Source organism: Pseudomonas sp. BN411, from assembly GCF_029871235.1.
Classification (GTDB): domain Bacteria; phylum Pseudomonadota; class Gammaproteobacteria; order Pseudomonadales; family Pseudomonadaceae; genus Metapseudomonas.
The window spans coordinates 24,628-44,998 of sequence record NZ_SSOM01000055.1; the positions used below are offsets into that span (position 1 = coordinate 24,628).

General features: G+C 65.3%; 20 protein-coding genes. 10 read left to right on the top strand and 10 right to left on the bottom strand.

Annotated features, from left to right (window positions below; all coding sequences use genetic code 11):
* Nucleotides 1-93 precede the first annotated feature (93 nt).
* Together E8F06_RS08125 and E8F06_RS08130 are read left to right on the top strand one after the other, a co-directional pair.
* Complete coding sequence (locus tag E8F06_RS08125; protein WP_280365963.1) at nt 94-450, top strand: rhodanese-like domain-containing protein; 357 nt, start codon at nt 94-96, stop codon at nt 448-450.
* A 3-nt stretch (nt 451-453) separates the two neighbouring features.
* On the top strand, nt 454-1,251 hold the full coding sequence (locus E8F06_RS08130; protein WP_280365966.1) for a cytochrome c: 798 nt from the start codon (nt 454-456) through the stop codon (nt 1,249-1,251).
* A gap of 416 nt (nt 1,252-1,667) precedes the next feature.
* Here the strand turns inward: E8F06_RS08130 and E8F06_RS08135 are convergent, their stop codons facing one another.
* From E8F06_RS08135 to E8F06_RS08150, 4 genes are all read right to left on the bottom strand, one after another.
* Nucleotides 1,668-2,399 (bottom strand): proteasome-type protease, encoded by a 732-nt coding sequence (locus E8F06_RS08135; protein WP_280365968.1) that lies wholly within the window; start codon nt 2,397-2,399, stop codon nt 1,668-1,670.
* A gap of 105 nt (nt 2,400-2,504) precedes the next feature.
* Entirely contained in the window at nt 2,505-3,302 is a 798-nt protein-coding gene (locus E8F06_RS08140) for a transglutaminase family protein (protein WP_280365971.1), read from the bottom strand.
* Entirely contained in the window at nt 3,299-4,249 is a 951-nt protein-coding gene (locus E8F06_RS08145) for an alpha-E domain-containing protein (protein ID WP_190828277.1), read from the bottom strand. Before E8F06_RS08145 ends, E8F06_RS08140 begins: the two co-directional genes overlap by 4 nt.
* A gap of 2 nt (nt 4,250-4,251) precedes the next feature.
* Nucleotides 4,252-5,661, bottom strand: a complete 1,410-nt coding sequence (locus E8F06_RS08150; protein ID WP_280365974.1) for a circularly permuted type 2 ATP-grasp protein — start codon at nt 5,659-5,661, stop codon at nt 4,252-4,254.
* 440 nt (nt 5,662-6,101) lie between these two features.
* Between E8F06_RS08150 and E8F06_RS08155 the strand changes: the two genes are divergently transcribed.
* The 6 genes from E8F06_RS08155 (at nt 6,102) to E8F06_RS08180 (ending at nt 12,710) form a co-directional block, all read left to right on the top strand.
* Complete coding sequence (locus E8F06_RS08155; protein WP_280365976.1) at nt 6,102-6,653, top strand: peroxiredoxin; 552 nt, start codon at nt 6,102-6,104, stop codon at nt 6,651-6,653.
* Between the two features lie 284 nt (nt 6,654-6,937).
* The gene (gene ydcS, locus E8F06_RS08160) at nt 6,938-8,089 is read left to right on the top strand and encodes a putative ABC transporter substrate-binding protein YdcS (protein ID WP_280365979.1); all 1,152 of its coding nucleotides are present in this window, start codon (nt 6,938-6,940) and stop codon (nt 8,087-8,089) included.
* Between the two features lie 268 nt (nt 8,090-8,357).
* Complete coding sequence (locus tag E8F06_RS08165; RefSeq protein WP_280365980.1) at nt 8,358-9,368, top strand: ABC transporter ATP-binding protein; 1,011 nt, start codon at nt 8,358-8,360, stop codon at nt 9,366-9,368.
* Nucleotides 9,369-9,371: 3 nt separating this feature from the next.
* The gene (locus E8F06_RS08170) at nt 9,372-10,310 is read left to right on the top strand and encodes an ABC transporter permease (RefSeq protein WP_280365982.1); all 939 of its coding nucleotides are present in this window, start codon (nt 9,372-9,374) and stop codon (nt 10,308-10,310) included.
* Entirely contained in the window at nt 10,300-11,106 is an 807-nt protein-coding gene (locus tag E8F06_RS08175; protein ID WP_280365984.1) for an ABC transporter permease, read from the top strand. The genes E8F06_RS08170 and E8F06_RS08175 overlap by 11 nt, the downstream gene beginning before the upstream one ends.
* 179 nt (nt 11,107-11,285) lie before the next feature.
* Complete coding sequence (locus tag E8F06_RS08180) at nt 11,286-12,710, top strand: gamma-aminobutyraldehyde dehydrogenase (RefSeq protein WP_280365987.1); 1,425 nt, start codon at nt 11,286-11,288, stop codon at nt 12,708-12,710.
* A gap of 151 nt (nt 12,711-12,861) precedes the next feature.
* Here the strand turns inward: E8F06_RS08180 and E8F06_RS08185 are convergent, their stop codons facing one another.
* The 5 genes from E8F06_RS08185 to E8F06_RS08205 all read right to left on the bottom strand — a co-directional run bounded on the left by E8F06_RS08185 (nt 12,862) and on the right by E8F06_RS08205 (nt 17,634).
* Nucleotides 12,862-13,569 carry a type 1 glutamine amidotransferase gene (locus tag E8F06_RS08185; protein ID WP_280365989.1) on the bottom strand — a complete coding sequence of 236 codons (708 nt, stop codon included), beginning with the start codon at nt 13,567-13,569 and terminating at the stop codon, nt 12,862-12,864.
* A 171-nt stretch (nt 13,570-13,740) separates the two neighbouring features.
* Nucleotides 13,741-14,082 carry a ribonuclease E inhibitor RraB gene (locus E8F06_RS08190; protein ID WP_151133107.1) on the bottom strand — a complete coding sequence of 114 codons (342 nt, stop codon included), beginning with the start codon at nt 14,080-14,082 and terminating at the stop codon, nt 13,741-13,743.
* Nucleotides 14,083-14,479: 397 nt separating this feature from the next.
* Nucleotides 14,480-15,241, bottom strand: a complete 762-nt coding sequence (locus E8F06_RS08195; RefSeq protein ID WP_280365992.1) for an SDR family oxidoreductase — start codon at nt 15,239-15,241, stop codon at nt 14,480-14,482.
* A 1-nt stretch (nt 15,242) separates the two neighbouring features.
* Nucleotides 15,243-16,181, bottom strand: coding sequence for an alpha/beta hydrolase (locus E8F06_RS08200; protein ID WP_280365994.1), 939 nt, complete (start codon nt 16,179-16,181; stop codon nt 15,243-15,245).
* The gene (locus E8F06_RS08205) at nt 16,165-17,634 is read right to left on the bottom strand and encodes an NAD(P)/FAD-dependent oxidoreductase (RefSeq protein WP_280365996.1); all 1,470 of its coding nucleotides are present in this window, start codon (nt 17,632-17,634) and stop codon (nt 16,165-16,167) included. The genes E8F06_RS08200 and E8F06_RS08205 overlap by 17 nt, the downstream gene beginning before the upstream one ends.
* Before the next feature lie 138 nt (nt 17,635-17,772).
* Between E8F06_RS08205 and E8F06_RS08210 the strand changes: the two genes are divergently transcribed.
* Nucleotides 17,773-18,795 carry an AraC family transcriptional regulator gene (locus tag E8F06_RS08210; RefSeq protein WP_280365998.1) on the top strand — a complete coding sequence of 341 codons (1,023 nt, stop codon included), beginning with the start codon at nt 17,773-17,775 and terminating at the stop codon, nt 18,793-18,795.
* Between the two features lie 20 nt (nt 18,796-18,815).
* Here E8F06_RS08210 and E8F06_RS08215 read toward each other — a convergent pair whose 3' ends face one another.
* Entirely contained in the window at nt 18,816-19,094 is a 279-nt protein-coding gene (locus E8F06_RS08215; protein ID WP_280366000.1) for a hypothetical protein, read from the bottom strand.
* 186 nt (nt 19,095-19,280) lie between these two features.
* Here E8F06_RS08215 and E8F06_RS08220 point away from each other — a divergent pair, with 186 nt between their 5' ends.
* A complete protein-coding gene (locus tag E8F06_RS08220) occupies nt 19,281-20,303 on the top strand; it encodes a patatin-like phospholipase family protein (protein ID WP_280366002.1) in 1,023 nt (340 codons plus the stop codon).
* Nucleotides 20,304-20,371: the final 68 nt, after the last annotated feature.

Consider the following 20,371-nt stretch of genomic DNA (forward strand, 5'->3'; position numbering starts at 1 on the left):
GACAATGACGGAAAGCCGCGATCCTAACGGCCTGCGCCCCCCTCGGGCAATTGTGATAGCTTGCCCGGACACGCTTTAGAAGGAGCCGCCATAATGCGAAACCTCCTCGCTGTTCTTGCCCTCTCCCTGAGCCTGCCCGTCGCTGCCGGCGATACCGACCAGGTTGCCGCCGTCCAGGCCATGCAACAGCCCAATGCCGTCCTCATCGATGTACGCACCCCGGAAGAAATCGCCCAGGGCGCCATTCCTGGTGCGCGCAATATCGGCTTTGAAGAGATCGGCCAGCGAATCGCCGAAGTCGCCCCGGACAAGAACACGCCTATAGTCGTCTACTGCCGCAGCGGCCGTCGCTCCAGCATCGCCCAGGACACCCTGCAGGGCCTGGGCTACAGTCGAGTGATCAATGGCGGCGGCTACCTGGACCTGAAAACCGCACTTCACAAGGACTGATCGATGCGCAATGCGCTGCTCGCACTGCTGTTCTGCTTTCCCCCACTCCAAGCCGCCGAGCTGACCCTGGACCTGCCCGGCGGCTCCCGCACCTGGGAAACCGGCGCCCTGCTCGCCCACCCTCAGGCCAGGGAGGTGACCATCCCGGACGACGTCTCCTACAAGAAGACCATGCGCTATCGCGCCATCCCCCTCGCCGCACTGCTGGATGGCGTGACGCCGGAGCAGCATCTGCAGGCCGTGGCCCTGGACGGCTTTGCCGCCGAACTCACCGCTGCCCCGCTGCTGGCCACGAAGGGCTCCCAGGCCTGGCTGGCCATCGAAGACCCGGCCAGCCCCTGGCCTCCGCTCGCTGCCGGGAAGCCCAGCGCGGGCCCCTTCTACCTGGTCTGGACCGACCCCAAGGCCGCCCGCATCGGCCCGGAACAATGGCCCTACCAGGTGGCGCGCATCCGCTACCTACCCTCGGTGACTGAACGCTTTCCGGCCTTGCTCCCGGCCAACGACGCCAATGCCGAGGTCAAGGCCGGCTTCGCCCAATTCCAGAAGAACTGCCTGGCCTGTCACCGACTCAATGGCGCAGGCGACGCCCAGTTCGGGCCGGACCTGAACATCCCCCACAACCCAACCGAATACCTCGCCGGCGACTTCCTCCCGCGCTACATCCGCGACCCGCAAAGCCTGCGCCGCTGGCCCGAGGGCAAGATGCCGGGGTTCTCGAAGGAAGCCATTACCGATGAAGAATTGGGGCAGCTGATCGGCTACCTGAAGCACATGGCGGGGAGGAAGGTGGCGCCCTAGCTAGCTGAAATCCCAGCCCTGTGGGGGCGATTTCAATCGCCAAGGAGGCCGAAGGTCTCCCCTCAAACTCCCTGCATTGCCCACCGGCCCTCACCCCAACCCTCTCCCAGAGGGAGAGGGGGCTGGCCGTGCCACGGACCAACTGTGGGGGCGATTTCAATCGCCAAGGAGGCCGAAGGGCTCCCCTTCAAACTCCCTGCATCACCCACCTGCCCTCACCCCAACCCTCTCCCACAAGTGGGAGAGGGAGCGGGCCGTGCCACGGACCAACTGTGGGGGCGATTTCAATCGCCAAGGAGGCCGAAGGTCTCCCCCTCAAACTCCCTGCATTGCCCACCTGCCCTCACCCCAACCCTCTCCCACAAGTGGGAGAGGGGGCTGGCCGTTCCACCTGGAGTTCCAACCCGGCTCGCGCTCTACACGTTGTACTCCACCGGCGGCGGCGGCAGTTCGCCGATCAGCTCCTGCAGCCCTTCGGCCCATTGGCGGCGGATGTCGGCGAAGTACTTGTCTTCCTCCGTCACCCGGTAGCCGGCCGGCAGGATCAGGCTGTCGCGGTGATAGACCAGCAGGTCCAGCGGCATCCCCACCGACAGGTTGCTTCGGATGGTGGAATCGAACGACACCAGGGCACAGCGCAGGCCCTCTTCCAGGCTGGTGTCGAACTCCAGGTTGCGGTCGAGGATCGGCTTGCCGTACTTGCTCTCCCCCAGTTGCAGGAAGGGTGTGTCCACGGTGGCCTGAATGAAGTTGCCCTGGGGGTAGATGCTGTAGAGATCCGGCGGATTGCCGGCGATCTGCCCGCCCACCAGGAAGGAGCAGGTCAGGTCGGTATTGCCGGCCAGCGGTGCGCCGTCGCGGGCGATCACCTCACGAATGGTCTCGGCCACCAGCGCGGTGGCGTCGTAGAGGGTTGGCACGTTGTGCAGGTTCGGCTTGGGGCCGTTCAGGCGCTGCTTGAGCAGGTTCACCACCGACTGCGAGGTCGCCAGGTTGCCAGCGCTCTGCAGCACGATCAGCCGCTCCCCCGTGACGCCGAAAGAGTAGAGCTTGCGGAAGGTGGCGATGTGGTCGATGCCCGCATTGGTGCGCGAGTCGGACACGAACACCAGGCCGTCGGCCAGGTGCATCGCGACGCAATAGGTCATGCCGGTTCTCCTTGTTGAGGCTCTCTCCGTCGTAAGTCCGGCCACCTGCCCTTGCGGGCTGGCAGTAAGGGGCGGCCGGCGCTGGGGAAAGCCTGGAAAGTCGCGTTACTGCGTCTGCACCAACATCAGCGGCGGCGCATCCACCTTCGCGTGCATCTGTTCACCACCACCGCCCCGGCGCATGCCGCGCACCGGGCAGGCGTCGAGGTAATCCAGGCCCACCGCCAGCTTCAGGTGACGCTCAGGACGGGACAGATTGTTGGTCACGTCGAAGCTGTACCAGGCATCGCCCAGCCAGGCCTCGGCCCAGGCGTGGCTGGCCAGGTTCTGGTCATTGCCCTGGTAGAGGTAGCCCGACACAAAGCGCGCCGGCACGCCCAGGCTGCGGGCGCAGGCGAGGAAAGCGTGGGTATGGTCCTGGCAGACACCAGCGCGGCCGGCAAAGGCCTCCGCGGCCGTGCTGTCGAGGCGCGTCACGCCCCTCTTGAAGGGCATCTGCTCATGCAGGGCTTCCATCAGTTCGATCAATCCGCTGCGGTCCCGACGGCTACCGCATTGAAGGGCGGCGAACTCGCGCAGGGCCTCGTCGGCGGTGGTCAGGCGGGTGAAGCGCAGGAACGGCAGGGCCGAATGCTTGTCGTGCTCGGCTTCGCGCCGCTCGTCGATCTCCACCTGGCCACGGGCGCTGATGACGATGGCGTCATGGGGCTCGTCCAGGGTCAGCACATGAAGGATGTTGCCGAAGGGGTCGACCTGCGCGCGCACCGGATGCGGCAGCGTGAGCTGCCAGCTGAGCACATGCTGGCGTTCGCTTTCCTGGGGTGTCAGGCGCAGGTACTGGATGCTGGCGCGGACCTGGTCGTCGTAGCGGTAGGTGGTGTCGTGGCGGATGGACAGTTTCATACAGCCTCCAGATACGAGCTATGGATGGCACGGGCAAGTTGCCGGACCAGCAGGATGAAATCGGTGAGCCAGGTATGCAGGCCTTCGTCGAGGATCTCGTCGATGGCGGTGTAGCGCAGCCGCGCGTCCAGCTCGGCGGCCAGACGCTGGGCCGGGCGGCCGTTATCGCCCGGCAGGTGGGAAAGGATGTGGTTCAACTCTTCCATGCAGGCCCGCAGCGAACGCGGTACATCAGCGCGCAGCAGCAGGAGTTCGGATATCTGGCGGGCATCCGGGGAACCCCGGTAGACCTCGGTGTAGGCCTCGAAGGAAGACAGGGCGCGAAGCAAGGCGCTCCACTGGTAATAGCCGCGTGCGGAGAGGTCGCTGACCTCCTCCGACTCTTCGCCAAACATCTCGTAGCGCGAGTCCAGCAGGCGCAAGGTGTTGTCCGCCCGCTCGATGAAGGTGCCCAGGCGGATGAAGCTGTAGGCCTCGCCACGCATGATGGTGCCGTAGGTGGCGCCACGGAACAGGTGCGAGCGCTCTTTCACCCACTCGCAGAAACGGCTGATTCCGTAACGGCCTAGCCCTTCGCTGGAGATGTTCAGCATCTCCAGCCAGGTGGCATTGATGTTCTCCCAGATGTCGGCGGTGATCCGACCGCGCACGGCATGGGCATTGATACGCGCGGCGCGCAGGCAGCTGAAGATGCTCGCCTGGTTGTCGGCGTCGAGCGCGAAGAAGTGCAGCATGCGCGCCGCGTTCAGCTCGCCGTGACGCTCCTGGTACAGCTCCAGGGTGCCGGTGCTGAGCAGCGACATGGCCAACTCGTCCAGGCCATCGCCGCGCCCGTCCTGGGGCATCAGCGACAGCGAGTAGCTGACGTCCAGCATGCGCGCCAGGTTCTCCGCGCGCTCCAGGTAACGCGACATCCAGTAAAGCTCGGAGGCAGTTCTGCTCAGCATGCTCAGTCCTCCACGATCCAGGTGTCCTTGGTACCGCCGCCCTGGGACGAGTTCACCACCAGGGAGCCTTCACGCAGCGCCACGCGGGTCAGGCCGCCGGGCACCAGGCGGGTTTCCCGGCCGGAGAGCACGAAGGGCCGCAGGTCGATGTGGCGCGGGGCGATGCCCTTATCGACGAAGGTCGGGCAGGTGGACAGGCACAGCGTGGGCTGGGCGATGTAGGCCTCGGGGCGGGCCTTGAGGCGCTCGCGGAAGGTTTCGATCTCCTTGGCGCTGGCCGCCGGCCCCACCAGCATGCCGTAGCCGCCGGAACCCTGGGTTTCCTTGACCACCAGCTCGGGCAGGTTGGCCAGCACGTGGGAGAGTTCTTCAGGCTTGCGGCATTGCCAGGTGGGCACGTTCTTCAGGATGGGTTCCTCGTCCAGATAGAAACGGATCATGTCGCCGACGTAGGGGTAGATCGACTTGTCGTCTGCCACGCCGGTGCCGATGGCGTTGGCCAGCACCACGTTGCCGGAGCGGTAGGCGGCCAGCAGGCCGGGCACGCCGAGCATGGATTCCGGGTTGAAGGCCAGCGGGTCGAGGAAGGCGTCGTCCAATCGGCGGTAGATCACGTCCACCGGCTGCGGTCCCGCCGTGGTGCGCATGAACACGCGGTCGTCACGGACGAACAGGTCGGCCCCTTCCACCAGCTCCACGCCCATCTCGCGGGCGAGGAAGGCGTGTTCGAAATAGGCGCTGTTGAAGCGCCCCGGGGTCAGGACCACCACGCTGGGGTTGTCCAGCGGGCTGGAGCTTTTCAGCGTGTCCAGCAGCAGGTTCGGGTAGTGATCGATGGGGGCGACGCGCTGGGCGGCGAAGAGCTCGGGGAACAGCCGCATCATCATCTTGCGGTCTTCGAGCATGTAGCTGACGCCGCTGGGCGTGCGCAGGTTGTCTTCCAGCACGTAGTAGGTGCCATCGCCATCGCGCACCAGGTCCACCCCGGCGATGTGGGCGTAGATATCGCGGTGCAGGTCGAGGCCCTGCATGGCGATCTGGTAGCCCTCGTTGGCCAGCACCTGTTCGGCGGGAATGATCCCGGCCTTGATGATCCGCTGGCTGTGATAGAGGTCGGCGAGGAACATGTTCAGCGCCTTGACGCGCTGGATGCAGCCCTTCTCAACCACTCGCCACTCGCTCATGGGGATGGCGCGGGGAATGGTGTCGAAGGGGATCAGGCGCTCGGTGCCCTGTTCGTCGCCATAGAGGGTGAAGGTGATACCGGCGCGATGGAACAGCAGGTCGGCCTCGCGACGCCGCTGAGCAAGCGACTCCTGGGGCGTGTCCGCCAGCCAGCGTGCGAATTCCCGGTAGTGCGGACGGCATTCGCCACTCGCGTCATACATCTCGTCATAAAAGGTGCGGGACATGCCTAACTCCTTGTCGCCACGGGCTTCTACGCCATCGCAAGCCCCGTGCCATCGCAACAACCGTATGTATTTCAACAACTTGCAGCACACGCACAGTCATCGCGCCCCAGACTGGTGCAGCCCGCTAAGCGGAACTGACCAGCTCGCCCTATTAGGCGGCGGTACCGGGTTTGACGGATTACAGCGGTGGGGTGTTCAACCTGGTCACGCCGGGGGCACCAGCTTCCCTGGATCAGACAGTCTAGTCCGGGCACGCAAAGCCCCTAGGGTCCGATTGTTCTATGCATATGTTGCGATTTTGAAACGGCCGCAATCGCGCCGACCTACGGTCATGAGCGTCCCGCTATGGACGGCATAGCCCGGCCACATTTTCCAAGGTCACGGGAGCCTTCCATACTTGCCCTATCCGATGCCTCCCCCTGCCCCGGAGCACCCCTGCCATGCTCACCATTGGAGACAAGCTGCCGGCATTCGACATGCTGGCGGTGGACCACGACTCGGAACACGCGGCCAGCCCTGAGCACGCGTTCAAGCGGGTCAACCAGGACAGCTATCTCGGCAAGTGGAAAGTGCTGTTCTTCTGGCCCAAGGATTTCACCTTCGTCTGCCCGACCGAGATCAAGGCATTCGGTGACCTGCTGGAGCAATTCAACGACCGCGACACCCTGCTGATTGGCGCCTCCACCGACAGCGAGTTCGTCCACCTCGCGTGGCGACGTGACCACAAGGACCTGAAAGGGCAGAGTTTCCCCTGGCTGGCAGACATCAAGCACGAACTGGCCGGCGCCCTCGGCATTATCGATCGGCGCGAAGGCGTTGCCCTGCGCGCGACCTTCATCATCGATCCGGACAACGTCATCCGGCATGTCTCGGTGAACGACCTGCTGGTGGGCCGCAATCCGCAGGAAACCCTGCGCCTGCTCGATGCCCTGTTGACGGAGGAGTTGTGTCCCTGCAACTGGCACAAGGGGGAGGCGACGCTGCATTACTGAGCGGACCACGGGAGGCCGGTGTTTTGTGGGGGCGAATTCATTCGCTATGGGCAACGCCGTTGCCCCCGAGGCCGAACCTGCGGTCCGGTCAGCGAATGAATTCGCCCCCACAGGAAAGCGAGAGCAAAGCGCCACCAGCCCCTGTCCTTGTCAGCCCCAAAGCCCCGAACTACGCTGCTCAATGCGAGCAGCGGCCGTGTTTTTCGGCTCGCTTTCAGCGCACCGCCGACGGCATGCAGTTCCGCCGAACAGGCTCCGCACGTCATGTACAACAGGAGTCGATAATGCCTTCGCTCAAACCCGTGTTCCTTTCATTCGCCGTCAGTTGCGCCTGCCTCACCGCTTCAGCCCAGGCCGCCGAACCGTTGAAGCAGGTCGGCCAGGGCGAAGGCCAGCTCGACATCATTGCCTGGCCCGGCTACATCGAGCGCGGCGAGTCGGACAAGAACTACGACTGGGTCACCCAGTTCGAAAAAGAAAGCGGCTGCAAGGTCAACGTGAAGACCGCCGCCACCTCCGACGAGATGGTCAGCCTGATGGCCAAGGGCGGCTACGACCTGGTCACCGCCTCCGGCGATGCTTCCCTGCGTTTGGTGTTCGGCAAGCGCGTGCAGCCGATCAACACCGCGCTGATCCCCAATTGGAAAACCCTCGACGAACGTCTCCAGGACGCGCCCTGGCACACGGTCGACGGCGTGCACTACGGCACGCCGTACCAGTGGGGGCCGAACCTGCTGATGTACAACACCAATCTGTTCAAGAAGGCGCCGGACAGTTGGGCGGTGGTCTTCGAACCCCAGCAACTGGCCGACGGCAAGCCGAACAAGGGTCGCGTGCAGGCCTACGACGGCCCCATCTATATCGCCGACGCCGCCCTCTACCTGAGGAGCGCCAGGCCGGAGCTGGGCATCAAGGACCCGTACCAGCTCACCGAGGACCAGTACGCGGCGGCCCTCGACCTGCTGCGCAAACAGCACAGCCTGGTGCACCGCTACTGGCACGACGCGACGGTACAGATGAGCGACTTCAAGAACGAAGGCGTGGCCGCCTCCAGCACCTGGGGCTACATGGCCAACACCCTGAAAGCCGAGAAGCAGCCGGTTGAAACCGTGTTCCCGAAAGAAGGGGTCACTGGCTGGGCCGACACCACCATGCTGCACGTCGACGCCAAGCACCCGAACTGCGCCTACAAGTGGATGGACTGGTCCCTGCAGCCCAAGGTCCAGGGTGACCTCGCTGCCTGGTTCGGCTCCCTGCCTGTGGTCGCCAAGGGCTGCACCAGCAGCGAACTCCTCGGTGCCAGCGGTTGCGCCACCAATGGTTACGACCAATTCGACCAGATCGCCTTCTGGAAAACTCCGGAAGCCCAGGGCGGGAAGTTTGTCCCGTATAGCCGGTGGACCCAGGACTACATCGCGATTATGGGCGGCCGCTGAACTGGCTGCGCGACCTGATGGCTGCGTTGCGTCCTCGCTCGGCGCGTTGCCTACCAGAAGGTATGTCTCGCGCCTCGCTGCGGGGCGCCTTGCCCTCAGGCCGCTCGCTCAGTCCAGCCCGTAGCACGATGCAACCTCCCCTCTCCCTCTGGGAGAGGGGCCGGGGCGGGCCGCGTTCGGATGAGGGTAGCTCGGCAACGCACGGTGCTTCTCTCTCCCCAGCCCTCTCCCGGAGGGAGAGGGAGCAAAGCCCTCCGGAGCCATACCTATGACCACAGCCGTCCAGTTCACCGATGTCTGCCGCCACTACGGTGATGTGAAGGCAGTCGACCGGGTGTCCATCGAGATTCGCGACGGCGAGTTCTTCTCCATGCTCGGCCCTTCGGGTTCGGGCAAGACCACCTGTCTGCGCCTGATCGCCGGCTTCGAGCAACCCACTTCCGGCTCCATCCGCATCCACGGCGAAGAGGCCGCTGGCCTGCCGCCCTACGAGCGCGACGTGAACACCGTGTTCCAGGACTACGCCCTGTTCCCGCACATGAACGTGCGCGACAACGTCGCCTACGGCCTCAAGGTGAAGGGTGTGGCGAAAGCCGAGCGCCTGGCCCGCGCCGAGGAAGCCCTCGGCATGGTTGCCCTGCCCGGCTATGGCGACCGCAAACCGGCGCAGCTGTCCGGCGGCCAGCGCCAGCGCGTGGCCCTGGCCCGCGCGCTGATCAACCGCCCGCGCGTGCTGCTGCTCGACGAACCCCTCGGCGCGCTGGACCTCAAGCTGCGCGAGCAGATGCAGGTCGAACTGAAGAAGCTGCAGCGCCAGCTCGGCATCACCTTCATCTTCGTCACCCACGACCAGGGCGAGGCACTGTCCATGTCCGACCGCGTGGCGGTGTTCAACAAGGGCCGCATCGAGCAGGTGGACAGCCCGCAGAACCTCTATCGCAAACCGACCACCCGCTTCGTGGCCGAGTTCGTCGGCACCGCCAACGTGCTCCACGGCGATCTCGCCCAGCGCCTCACCGGCACGGCCGGGGCCTTCTCCCTGCGCCCGGAGCATGTGCGCTTCGGCAGCGCCAGCAATGGTGAGCTGCAAGTCAGCGGCACCGTGCACGACGTGCAATACCTCGGCGCCAGCAGCCGCTACGAACTCAACCTGGAAGGTGGCGGACGCCTGGCAGTGAGCCTGCCCAATGGCGAGGAATCGGACGTCGCCCGCCCGCAACCCGGCCAGCAGGTGCAGGCCTGCTGGGCCCGCAGCGCGATGGTCGCGCTCAGCGAGTAGGCCATGAGCGCCGTCATCGCCAGCCATCAGAGCGGTCCGCTGCGGGGGCTCTCCAACCTGCTCTACCGCCGCTCGACGCTCTACCTCCTGCTGCTCCTGACCCCGCCCCTGCTCTGGTTCGGGGTGATCTACATCGGCTCGCTGTTCGCCCTGCTCTGGCAGAGCTTCTACACCTTCGACGACTTCACCATGGCGGTGACGCCGGACCTGACCCTGGCCAACTACGGCGCCCTGTTCAACCCGGCCAACTACGACATCATCCTGCGCACCCTGACCATGGCCATCGCCGTGAGTCTGGCCAGCGCAGTCCTGGCCTTCCCCATCGCCTACTACATGGCACGCTTCGCCTCGCCGAAAGAGAAAGCCTTCTTCTATATCGCCGTGATGCTGCCGATGTGGGCCAGCTACATCGTCAAGGCCTACGCCTGGACGGTGATCCTGGCCAAGGGTGGCATCTTCTACTGGCTGATCCAGCAGCTGCACCTGGAGGGCCTGCTGGGCAGCCTGCTTACCGTGCCGGGCCTGGGCGGCAATACTCTCTCCACCTCGCACCTGGGGCGCTTCCTGGTGTTCACCTACATCTGGCTGCCGTTCATGATCCTGCCGATCCAGGCCTCCCTGGAACGCCTGCCGCCGTCGCTGCTTCAAGCCTCGGCGGACCTCGGCGCCAGGCCCCGGCAGACCTTCGTCCAAGTGATCCTGCCGTTGGCCTTCCCCGGTGTCGTGGCCGGATCGATCTTCACCTTCAGCCTGACCCTGGGCGACTTCATCATCCCGCAGCTGGTGGGCCCCAGCGGCCTGTTCATCGGCACCATGGTCTATGTGCAGCAGGGCTCGGTGGGCAACATCCCGCTGGCGGCGGCCTTCACCCTGGTGCCCATCGTGCTGATCGCCCTCTACCTGTCCATCGCCAAGCGGCTGGGGGCCTTCGATGCACTCTGAGAAAGCATCCTGGGGCCTGCGCCTGGCAGCCTGGGGCGGACTGGTGTTCCTGCACTTCCCGATCCTGGTGATCCTGCTCTACGCCTTCAACACCGAGGAGTCGTCCTACAGCTTCCCGCTGCAGGGCTTCACCTTGGAATGGTTTTCCGTCGTGGGCGGCCGCGAGGATGTGCTGCAGGCCATCGTCCTGTCCCTGAAGGTCGCCTGCCTGGCCACCGCCCTGGCCATGGTGCTCGGCACCCTGGCCGCCGCCGCGCTGTACCGCCGCGACTTCTTCGGCAAGGAGAGCATCACCCTGATGCTGATCCTGCCCATCGCCCTGCCCGGCATCATCACTGGCATCGCCCTGCTCTCGGCGTTCAAGACCCTTGGCATCGAACCGGGCATCTTCACCATCGTCGTCGGACACGCCACGTTCTGCGTGGTGATCGTCTACAACAACGTGATCGCACGCTTCCGCCGGACCTCCCACAGCCTGATCGAGGCGTCGATGGACCTGGGTGCCGACGGCTGGCAGACCTTCCGCTACATCATCCTGCCGAACATCGCCACCGCGCTGCTGGCCGGCGGCATGCTGGCCTTCGCGCTGTCCTTCGACGAGATCATCGTCACCACCTTCACCGCCGGCCACGAACAAACCCTGCCCCTCTGGCTGCTCAGCCAGCTCAGCCGTCCCCGCGATGTTCCGGTGACCAACGTGGTGGCGCTGCTGGTGATGCTCGCCACCATGCTGCCCATTCTCGGCGCCTACTACCTGACGCGTGGGACCGAGACGGTGGCTGGGGGCGGGAAGTGAGAGTTCCAGGCCTGCACCTTCTCCCTCGCTTTGCTCCCCTCTCCCGCCTGCGGGAGAGGGGCCGGGGGTGAGGGTGAGGGTGACGAGGCTGATCCAGACCATGCGGCTGCAGGCGACTCCGCAACCCTCTCCCTAGCCCTCTCCCCTAAGGGAGAGGGGACGACTACGAGGACTCCACCATGCAAACCAAACTCCTGATCAACGGCCAGTTCTCCGCCGGCGAAGGCGAGGCTCTGGACGTCCTCAACCCCGCCACTGGCGCCGTGCTGGTGAAGATTCCCGAAGCCAGCGAAGCTCAGGTCGACGCCGCCGTCCGAGCAGCCGACGCGGCCTTCGAGGGCTGGGCGCGAACCTCGCCGCGCGATCGTGCCACCCTGCTGCTGAAACTGGCGGACAAGATCGAAGGCCACGCCGAAGAGCTGGCGAAGCTGGAATCCGACAACTGCGGCAAACCCTATGCCGCCGCACTGAACGACGAGATTCCAGCCGTGGCCGACGTGTTCCGCTTCTTCGCGGGTGCCAGCCGCTGCCTGACAGGCTCGGCGGCGGGCGAATACCTGCCGGGCTTCACCTCGATGATCCGCCGCGACCCGATAGGGGTGATCGCCTCCATCGCGCCCTGGAACTACCCGCTGATGATGGCCGCCTGGAAGCTGGGCCCCGCACTGGCAGCCGGCAACACCGTGGTACTCAAGCCCTCGGAGCAGACGCCGCTGACCGCACTGCGCCTATCGGAGTTCATCGCCGAACTCCTGCCACCGGGCGTGGTGAACATCGTCCTCGGCCGTGGCCCCAGTGTGGGCAGCCCGCTGGTGTCGCACCCGCTGGTGCGCATGGTGTCGCTGACCGGTTCGGTGGGCACTGGCAAGGCCATCATCAAGAGCGCCGCAGAAAGCGTGAAACGCACCCACATGGAACTGGGCGGCAAGGCGCCGGTGATCATCTTCGATGACGCCGACCTGGCCGATGTGGTCGAGGGCATCCGCACCTTCGGATTCTACAACGCAGGCCAGGACTGCACTGCGGCCTGCCGCATCTACGCCGGCCGGAAGATCTACGACAACTTCGTGGCTGACCTCGCCAGCGCGGTCTCCAGCCTCAAGACCGGCCTGCAGAACGACCCGGCCACCGAACTCGGCCCGCTGATCACCCTGAGCCAGCGCGAACGCGTAGCGGGCTTCGTCGAACGCGCCAGCGCCCTGCCCCACATCCAGATCGCCACGGGCGGCAAGCCGGTGGCCGGCAGCGGCTTCTTCTACGAGCCTACGGTGGTGGCCCATGCGAAGCAGGACGACGAGATCGTGCGCAGGGAAGTGTTCGGACCGGTAGTGACGGTCACGCCCTTCAGCGACGTGGACGAGGCAGTGCGCTGGGCCAACGATTCCGATTACGGCTTGGCGTCATCGATCTGGACCCGCGATGTGGGCCGCGCCGCCGCCGTGGCCTCGCGCCTGCAGTACGGCTGCACCTGGATCAACACCCACTTCATGCTCACCAACGAAATGCCTCACGGCGGCTTCAAGCAGTCCGGCTACGGCAAGGACCTGTCCATGTACGGGCTGGAGGATTACACCGTGGTGCGGCATGTGATGATTCGGCACTGAGCCGCGAATGAAACGCCGAAATCTGTAGGGGCGAATTCATTCGCCAAGCAGGCCGCAGGTCTGCCCTTGGGAGTCCCATGGGGCAGCTGCGCTGCCCTTGGCGAATGAATTCGCCCCTACAAGTAATTGTCGCCCTGAAGAATCACCTGCTCTAGCCAAACGCCAGATTCAACCAACGCCGATAGAACCCTTCCGCCACCTGATTCAGCGCCTTCACCTTCACCGGCAGGTCTTCGAGCATGCGCGCCCTGGCCTGCTGGCTGGGCTGGGTCTCGTCCAGCAGGTGCGCCCAATCGGTCAGCCAGCCTTGCACCAGGCCCTCGGTCATCTCTGGATGGCCCTGCAGGGCCAGGACCTTGTCACCCCAGGAGAAGCCCTGGTTGGGGCACCAGGGGCTGTCCATCAGCCACTGGGCGCCTTCGGGCAGGTCGAAGGTATCGCTGTGCCACTGGTAGATCGAAAACTCACGCGGCAGGTGCGCCATCCAGGGGTTTTCGGTGGCCAGGGCACGCTTTTCCAGCGGCTGCCAGCCGATCTCGGTGTAGGGCATGCGATGCACCGACGCGTCCAGGGCGCGGGCCAGCAACTGGCCGCCCAGGCAGTGTCCGATCATGGGTACGTCACGCGCGATGAAGTGACGCAAGGCGTCGATTTCGGCCCTGATCCAGGGCAGCGGGTCATTGACGCTCATGGGCCCGCCCATGATGGCCACGGCCTTCGGCCGATCGAGGTCGTAGCCATCCAGTTCGCCCAGGTCCGTGCGCAATACGGTGAAGTCGCGCTGCTCACGATCCAGGACGTCGGCCAGGTGGCCGGGTGGGCAGAAATCCGCGTGGGTAAGAATAAGGATGTCGGTCATGGGGTCCCCTCCGTGATCGGAGTCTGAGGCAAAGGCCATGCCGAGGTCGAGTAAGGGAAGTGTATGTTTTTGCTGGGAATACGCGAGGCAGAGGGAGGAAGGAAAACCAGCCGGATCATTGTCCGGAATGCCCGGTTCGCAGCAGGCTGGCCGCCGCGAACCGGGATGGTCTCAGGGTTGCTTGACGCCGACTTCCTGGGTCACGCCCCAGCCATCGAGCACACCACCAAGCGGGACCACCAGGGCCTCCAGGTCGTGCTCGAAATCACCAATTCCCGCGTGGGTGGCGTACATCACCTTGCTCACCTGAAGATGCCAGGCCCCATCGGCGCGAACCGACACCTGGGCATTCAAGGACTCACCACGAAAATTCTTCGCCGCCAGCCGTGCCCGGTCCTCGTCGGGGAAGATGGCGTAAAACTCGATCGGATGAACTCGGGCAAAATCGAAACCGCCCTCTTTCATGCGGCGCAACAGATTGCTGCTGACATCATCGTGGAAGGCTGTGCTCATGAAACGACCTCCTCTTAGCGATGGATGAGAGTTCCGCTTTTCCGCTGTTTCCGAGAAGCCGGTGAACTCGGCTTCGCGACACCTCGCGGTGCCGCCCCCGGCCGACGCTGCAGACACAGCGTCAGGCTTTGACCGGGTCCCGCGCGGACCCGGTCACTGATTCACTCGTCGAGTGATCTTTCAGCTTTCATTTTGCAGGGTAGCGCCACCACGCCCGGTCTGCCGGAAAGCTGGACAAATTGTCACAAAAGTGGCGACAGGCGGCGCTCACGCATCTTGCGTCATTAAATTGACCTTTCTCTCAGCCAAGCGCCCCAGGAGTGACGGTTGTAGGAGCGAGCTCTGCTCGCGAAATGTGGCGCTGGGGCACTTCGCGAGCAAGCTCGCTCCTACAGGCTCATGCACCGCTCAGGAGTTTCATGATCCCCCGGTTCACCCAGGCCGGCGAAACCTGTCCCGCGCCATACATCAGCCGGAACAGCCAGCTCACCGGCCGGTGCACCGCGGCGCCGTGGGCCTGTTGCCAGGCGGCTTCGGCGATGTCCTCGGCGTTGAGCTTCACCCCCAGTCGACGGAGCACGGGCGGTTCGAAGTGCTGGCTGCTGACCATGGGCGTGCGCACGAAGGGTGGCATCAGGTCGCCAACGCGGATGCCATGGCGGCGCCATTCCAGTTCCAGCGCTTCGGTGAAGCCACGCACCGCGAACTTCGAGGCCGAGTAGCTGGCCATGTGCGGCGTGCCGTAGACGCCCGACGCGGAGCCCATGTTGATCACCTGGGCGCCACGGGTGGCCTTGAGGTAGGGGAAGGCCGCATGGGTCACCTGCACCAGCCCCAATACGTTGATGGTGAGGATGCGCGCGTGCTCGGCCATGTCGATCTCTTCGAACTGGCCGAAGCGCAACACGCCCGCGCAGTTGAACAACAGGCGCAATTGACCGTCGTGACGACCGCAGAAGTCCGCCAGGGCGGCTTCGACGGCGGCGAGGTCAGTCACATCCAGCGCCTGGTGCCAAACGCCCCCCAGCGCGGCAGCCTGGGTGGCCAGGGCCTCGGCGTCCCGGTCCACCAGCCCCACCAGCCAGCCGCGGTCATGGAACAGGCGAGCCGTCGCGGCGCCGATACCGGAGGCGGCGCCAGTGATCAGGATGTTGTGCATGTCACGCCTCCGTTTCCACGTGCCGGCAGATGAAATCCGCAGCGCTGGCCAATGCCTCGTCGGCCCGGCGCAGCACGCCGGTATGCGCCTGGAACACGTGCCAGAGCCCCGGATAGCGCTCCAGTCGCACCCAACCACCAACCGCCCTCACCCGCTCGGCTAGGCGCAGGCTGTCGTCGCGGAGGACTTCGTCCTCGGCCACTTGCACCAGCATGGGCGAGAGTCCGGACAGATCGGCGAACAGCGGCGACAGCGCCGGATCACGTCGATCCAATTCCGGCGGGCAATAGAGGTCCATGGCCTGCTCCACCCAGGCCGGATGGATCAGCGGATCGCCTGCCGGGGGGTTGTGCTGCGCGGTGCCGCTGAGGTCGGTCACCGGCGAGAAGCAGACCAGCCCGGCCGGTTGCGGCAGGCCCTGGTGGCGGATCTCCAGCGCGGAGAGCAGGGTCAGGTTGCCGCCGGCCGAATCGCCGCCGATGACAATGCGCGACGCTGGATAACCGGCCTCCAACAGCTCGCGGTAGGCGGCCACGGCGTCCTCGCGGGCAGCGGGAAAGCGATGTTCCGGTGCCAGGCGATAGTCCAGCGCACACACGGCGACTCCCGCGCGCCTGGCCAGGCTGGCCGTGATGGCGCGGTGGGTGGCCGGCGAGCCGGTGATGAAGGCGCCACCGTGGAGGTAGAGCAGCACCACATGGCTGCCACCCCGGGGCCGATGCCATTCACAGGGGCGACCGCCCAGTTGGCCTGCTTCCCGCATCACGTCCCGGGGCGCCAGGGTGCTCGCGGTGAGCAGGCGCAATACCAGCCGTTGCAACGACACAGGCAACGGCGGCCGCATCAGGCCACGAAACAGCAGGCGCAGGGCTCCGCGCAAGGTCGCGCGCAACAGCGGCTGGCCGGGCTCGGGGGCGGTGAATTCAACGGGTGCATTCATAGAGGTCCAGCTCCAGGCGACGGGTCTGTTGACGGTAGCTGAAGGTGAATCCCGGCCAGTTGTTGGTGTTGCGGCCGTCAGCGGTCTTGTACCAACTGTTGCAGCCCTGCTCCCAGACGGTGTGGCGCACATCCTGTTGAAGCCGCTGGTTGAAGCGCTGCTGCACCTCGGGCTTGAGGTCGAGGTAGCGTAGACCCTGCAGCGCACGGATACCGTCGAGTACGTAGCGGAACTGGCTTTCCAGCATGTAGATGATCGAGTTGTGCCCGAGGTTGGTATTGGGGCCGTAGAGGATGAACAGGTTCGGGAAGCCGCTGACGCTGACCCCGAGATAGGCCTCGGCGCCCGCTTGCCAGGCCTGGTTCAGGTCGCGCCCGCCCCGCCCGCGAATGCTCATGGGGGCCAGGAAATCCGTGGCGGCGAAGCCGGTGCCGAGGATGATGGCGTCCACCTCGTGGCGCTGCCCGTCGCGGGTCACCACGGCGTTTTCGGTGACTTCGCCTATGCCGTCATCGACCACCTCCACATTGGGTCGCGCCAGCGCCGGGTAGAAGTCGTTGGAGATCAGGATGCGCTTGCAGCCCAGCGGGTAGTCCGGCACCAGGCGCTGGCGCAGCGCCGGATCGGCGATGCCCCGTGCCAGGTGCTGGCGGAAGCGGAACTGCATCAGCTTCATCAGCGGCGGGATCACCGTGAACGCCAGCACCCGCGACTCGTGCTGGATGTACTTGAGCACCCGATCCACCTTCTGCAGCCAGGGCAGGCGCCGCATCACCGCGCGCTCCCAGGAGCGGTAGGCGCGGTCCGGCTTGGGAATCACATAGGCCGCCGAGCGCTGGAACAGGCTCAGCTTGGCGACCTTCGGGGCGATCTGCGGGACGAACTGGATGGCGCTGGCCCCGGTGCCGATCACCGCCACCCGCTTCCCGTCCAGCGGGTAGTCATGGTTCCAGCCTGCCGAATGGAACAACGCGCCCTTGAAGCCATCTAGCCCCGGGATACGCGGCCAGACCGGGCGATTCAATTGCCCGCAGGCGCTGACCAGCGCCCTGGCACGAAAATGCTCGCCGCTTCGGGTCAGAACCTGCCAGGTGCCGCTGGGCTCATCGAACTCGGCGCCTTCCACCTCGCAACCAAAACGGATGTGCCGGCGCAGGCCGTACTTGTCGGCGCAGTGGCGCTGGTAGGCAAAGATCTCCGCCTGCGGGGCGAACTTGCGCGACCAGTCGGCCTTGGGCTCGAAGGAAAAGGAATAGAGGTGCGAGGGCACGTCGCAGGCAGCGCCGGGGTAACTGTTGTCGCGCCAGGTGCCACCGACATCGCTGCCCTTCTCCAGGATGAGGAAGTCGTGGATGCCGGCCTTCTGCAGTTGGATGGCCAGGCCCAGGCCGCCGAAACCAGCGCCGATGATCAGCACGTGCACGGACGCGCCAGGCTGGGAACTGTTGGTCATTGTTATCTCCCATGGATGGTCCCGCGCGGGCACGACGGCCTGCGCAGTGGGGAGAATCCTAGTTCGGCCAATGGCCACGCGTTATGGCATAGTCGGACAGCAAATTGTGAGTTTCGGACAACCCCGCAGAGACCACCGATGCCCCTCCCCCGATCGCCCCGGCGCAGCGCCATCAGCGTGCAATTGATGACCCAGTTCGGCCTCGACCAGGGCCTCACCCTGGAACAGTGCCTGGCCGGCACCGGGCTGGACTGGCGCCTGCTGGGCGACCCCGGCGCCGAGGTGGAGGCCAGCCAGGAACTGGAACTGTTGCGCAATCTGGCCCGCCTCCTCGGCCAGCGCCCCGGAATGGGCCTTGAGGCCGGACGGCGCTATCGCCTCAACACCTACGGCATCTGGGGCTTTGCCCTGCTGAGCAGCGCCACCTACCGCAGTGCAGCGCAACTGGGCCTGCGCTACCTGGACCTGACCTACGCCTTCCACAGCATGCATCTGGAGGAACGGGGCGATGAGGCATGGCTGACCCTTGAAGAGCAGTCGCCGCCCGAGGACCTGCGCAGCTTCCTGCTGGAACGCGATGTTTCCGGAGCTCTCAGCGTGCACCGCGACCTGGTCAATACCGAGATGCCCGTACTCCGCGCCCGTTTCCGCATTCCTTCGCCCGACGACATCGCTCCCTGGCGCGAACTGTTGGGGGTGACGCCCCTCTTCGGCGCGGACGACAACTGCATCGTGTTCTCCCGTTCACTGCTCGACCTTCCCCTGCCCGGTGCCAATCCGCAGGTGGCCGGGCATTGCGAGGAACAGTGCAGGATCATCCTGGCCCGCCGCCGGGAGCGCGCGGGCCTCGCCGGACGTGTCCGCGACCTGCTGCTGGCCCGGCCGGGGCAACTGCCGGATATGGAGCGCCTGGCGCAGACGCTGCACATGACTTCACGCACCTTGCGGCGCAAGCTGGCAGCGGAAGGGACCAGCTTCCGGCAATTGCAGGAGGAAGTGCTGGGCGCGCTGGCCGAAGAACTGCTGAGCTCCACGGCGCTGCGTCTGGAAGAAATCGCCGAGCGCCTGGGCTATGGCGAAGTGTCGAACTTCATCCATGCCTTCAAGCGCTGGAAAGGGATTACGCCCCGTCAGTACAGGGCGTCCACTCGCGGAGCCTGAATCTCCGCGGGCGAGAGCGGTCAGCGGCCGGCGCGCGATTCGCGGATGTAGAAACGCGCCTTCTCGGCCTTGTTGGAGCAGCCCTCGAAGGCCTCGAACTGCTGCTGGGTCTTGGCTGCGGTCAGCAGGCTCAGCGCCTTGGAGTAGCTCACGGTTCCGGAGAAGCCTTCGGCCTTGGCCAGATCCAGTTCCTTCCAGGCGGCGTCGAGTTGGTCCGCGCAACTGTCGCGATAGGCCGTCTTGCCGGCGCAACCCGCTAACACAAGGGCGATCAGAGGCAGGCTGATCCAGGCTTTCATCGATATAACTCCTTTGTTGAAGATCGACAGAGTCTAGTTCCTCGGCAGACGGTTCGGTACCGGGAAGATTCAACTCCGTCTACTGGTCGACACGCACCGACCACCGGCCCTCGCCGGGGTACGGTGCACCTTGGCGGCGGCACTGACGCGGGCGTATCGTCAACTTCACTGACGGGGGATTAGCGCATGAGAAAACGCGTGGCACTGGTGTTGGGATCGGGGGGCGCGCGGGGCTACGCGCACATCGGCGTCATCGAGGAAATCGAGGCGCGCGGCTATGAAATCGCCTGCATCGCCGGCTGCTCCATGGGGGCCGTGGTGGGCGGCATCTACGCCGCCGGCAAGCTGCACACCTATCGCGACTGGACCGAAAGCCTCGACTACCTCGACGTATTGCGCCTGCTCGATGTGAGCTTCCGCCTGGGCGCCCTTCGCGGCGAGAAGGTGTTCGGACGCATTCGCGAGATCGTCGGCGAGATCAATATCGAAGACCTCTCCATCCCCTATACGGCGGTGGCCACCGACCTTACCAACCAACAGGAAATCTGGTTCCAGGAGGGCTGCCTGCATCAGGCCATGCGGGCATCCGCTGCCATTCCCAGCCTGTTCACCCCAGTGGTCCAGGGCAGCCGCATGCTGGTCGATGGCGGCCTGCTCAACCCGCTGCCGATCGTTCCGGTGGTCTCCAGCCACTGTGACCTGATCATCGCCGTCAACCTCAACGCCACCACCCAGCGCGAGTACCAGCTTCCGGTGATCGAGCGGCCCCCGGCGATCAAGGGCCGCATTGACGCACTGATGGCCTCCCTCGGCTCACGCCTGCCCTTCCTCAAGCGCGGCCCGGAGGCCCACGACATCCTCGACCCGGAGAGCCTGCCCGGCGGCAACCCCTGGCTGGAGGACGTGGCGCCGCAGATGCAGCAGCCAGCCGCCGCCCCGGAAACCGACGGCGCGCCCAGGTCCGCCAGTGGCTCGCATGTCGTGGCCAACATCGGCCCCGCGTCCCTGCTGGACCTGGTGAACCAGAGTTTCGAGGTAATGCAGACGTCGCTCGCCCAGTACAAGATCGCCGGCTACCCGCCGGACATCCTGATCAACGTGCCCAAGCGCGTGTGCCGCTTCTTCGAGTTCTACAAGGCGCCGGAGCTGATCCAGCTAGGGCGGCAGATCGCCCGCGAGACATTGGAGCGGTACGAGCAGGGGAATTAAGGGCCTTTTGGCCAGGGGTGAAGGGCTGTTGTAGGGGCGAATTCATTCGCCAAGCAGACTGCAGGTCT

Excerpts from the sequence above, each read along its gene's own strand:
- E8F06_RS08125 (WP_280365963.1), top strand. The coding sequence starts at position 94 with ATGCGAAACCTCCTCGCTGTTCTTGCCCTCTCCCTGAGCCTGCCCGTC.
- E8F06_RS08130 (WP_280365966.1), top strand. The coding sequence starts at position 454 with ATGCGCAATGCGCTGCTCGCACTGCTGTTCTGCTTTCCCCCACTCCAA.
- E8F06_RS08135 (WP_280365968.1), bottom strand. The coding sequence starts at position 2,399 with ATGACCTATTGCGTCGCGATGCACCTGGCCGACGGCCTGGTGTTCGTG.
- E8F06_RS08140 (WP_280365971.1), bottom strand. The coding sequence starts at position 3,302 with ATGAAACTGTCCATCCGCCACGACACCACCTACCGCTACGACGACCAG.
- E8F06_RS08145 (WP_190828277.1), bottom strand. The coding sequence starts at position 4,249 with ATGCTGAGCAGAACTGCCTCCGAGCTTTACTGGATGTCGCGTTACCTG.
- E8F06_RS08150 (WP_280365974.1), bottom strand. The coding sequence starts at position 5,661 with ATGTCCCGCACCTTTTATGACGAGATGTATGACGCGAGTGGCGAATGC.
- E8F06_RS08155 (WP_280365976.1), top strand. The coding sequence starts at position 6,102 with ATGCTCACCATTGGAGACAAGCTGCCGGCATTCGACATGCTGGCGGTG.
- ydcS (WP_280365979.1), top strand. The coding sequence starts at position 6,938 with ATGCCTTCGCTCAAACCCGTGTTCCTTTCATTCGCCGTCAGTTGCGCC.
- E8F06_RS08165 (WP_280365980.1), top strand. The coding sequence starts at position 8,358 with ATGACCACAGCCGTCCAGTTCACCGATGTCTGCCGCCACTACGGTGAT.
- E8F06_RS08170 (WP_280365982.1), top strand. The coding sequence starts at position 9,372 with ATGAGCGCCGTCATCGCCAGCCATCAGAGCGGTCCGCTGCGGGGGCTC.
- E8F06_RS08175 (WP_280365984.1), top strand. The coding sequence starts at position 10,300 with ATGCACTCTGAGAAAGCATCCTGGGGCCTGCGCCTGGCAGCCTGGGGC.
- E8F06_RS08180 (WP_280365987.1), top strand. The coding sequence starts at position 11,286 with ATGCAAACCAAACTCCTGATCAACGGCCAGTTCTCCGCCGGCGAAGGC.
- E8F06_RS08185 (WP_280365989.1), bottom strand. The coding sequence starts at position 13,569 with ATGACCGACATCCTTATTCTTACCCACGCGGATTTCTGCCCACCCGGC.
- E8F06_RS08190 (WP_151133107.1), bottom strand. The coding sequence starts at position 14,082 with ATGAGCACAGCCTTCCACGATGATGTCAGCAGCAATCTGTTGCGCCGC.
- E8F06_RS08195 (WP_280365992.1), bottom strand. The coding sequence starts at position 15,241 with ATGCACAACATCCTGATCACTGGCGCCGCCTCCGGTATCGGCGCCGCG.
- E8F06_RS08200 (WP_280365994.1), bottom strand. The coding sequence starts at position 16,181 with ATGAATGCACCCGTTGAATTCACCGCCCCCGAGCCCGGCCAGCCGCTG.
- E8F06_RS08205 (WP_280365996.1), bottom strand. The coding sequence starts at position 17,634 with ATGACCAACAGTTCCCAGCCTGGCGCGTCCGTGCACGTGCTGATCATC.
- E8F06_RS08210 (WP_280365998.1), top strand. The coding sequence starts at position 17,773 with ATGCCCCTCCCCCGATCGCCCCGGCGCAGCGCCATCAGCGTGCAATTG.
- E8F06_RS08215 (WP_280366000.1), bottom strand. The coding sequence starts at position 19,094 with ATGAAAGCCTGGATCAGCCTGCCTCTGATCGCCCTTGTGTTAGCGGGT.
- E8F06_RS08220 (WP_280366002.1), top strand. The coding sequence starts at position 19,281 with ATGAGAAAACGCGTGGCACTGGTGTTGGGATCGGGGGGCGCGCGGGGC.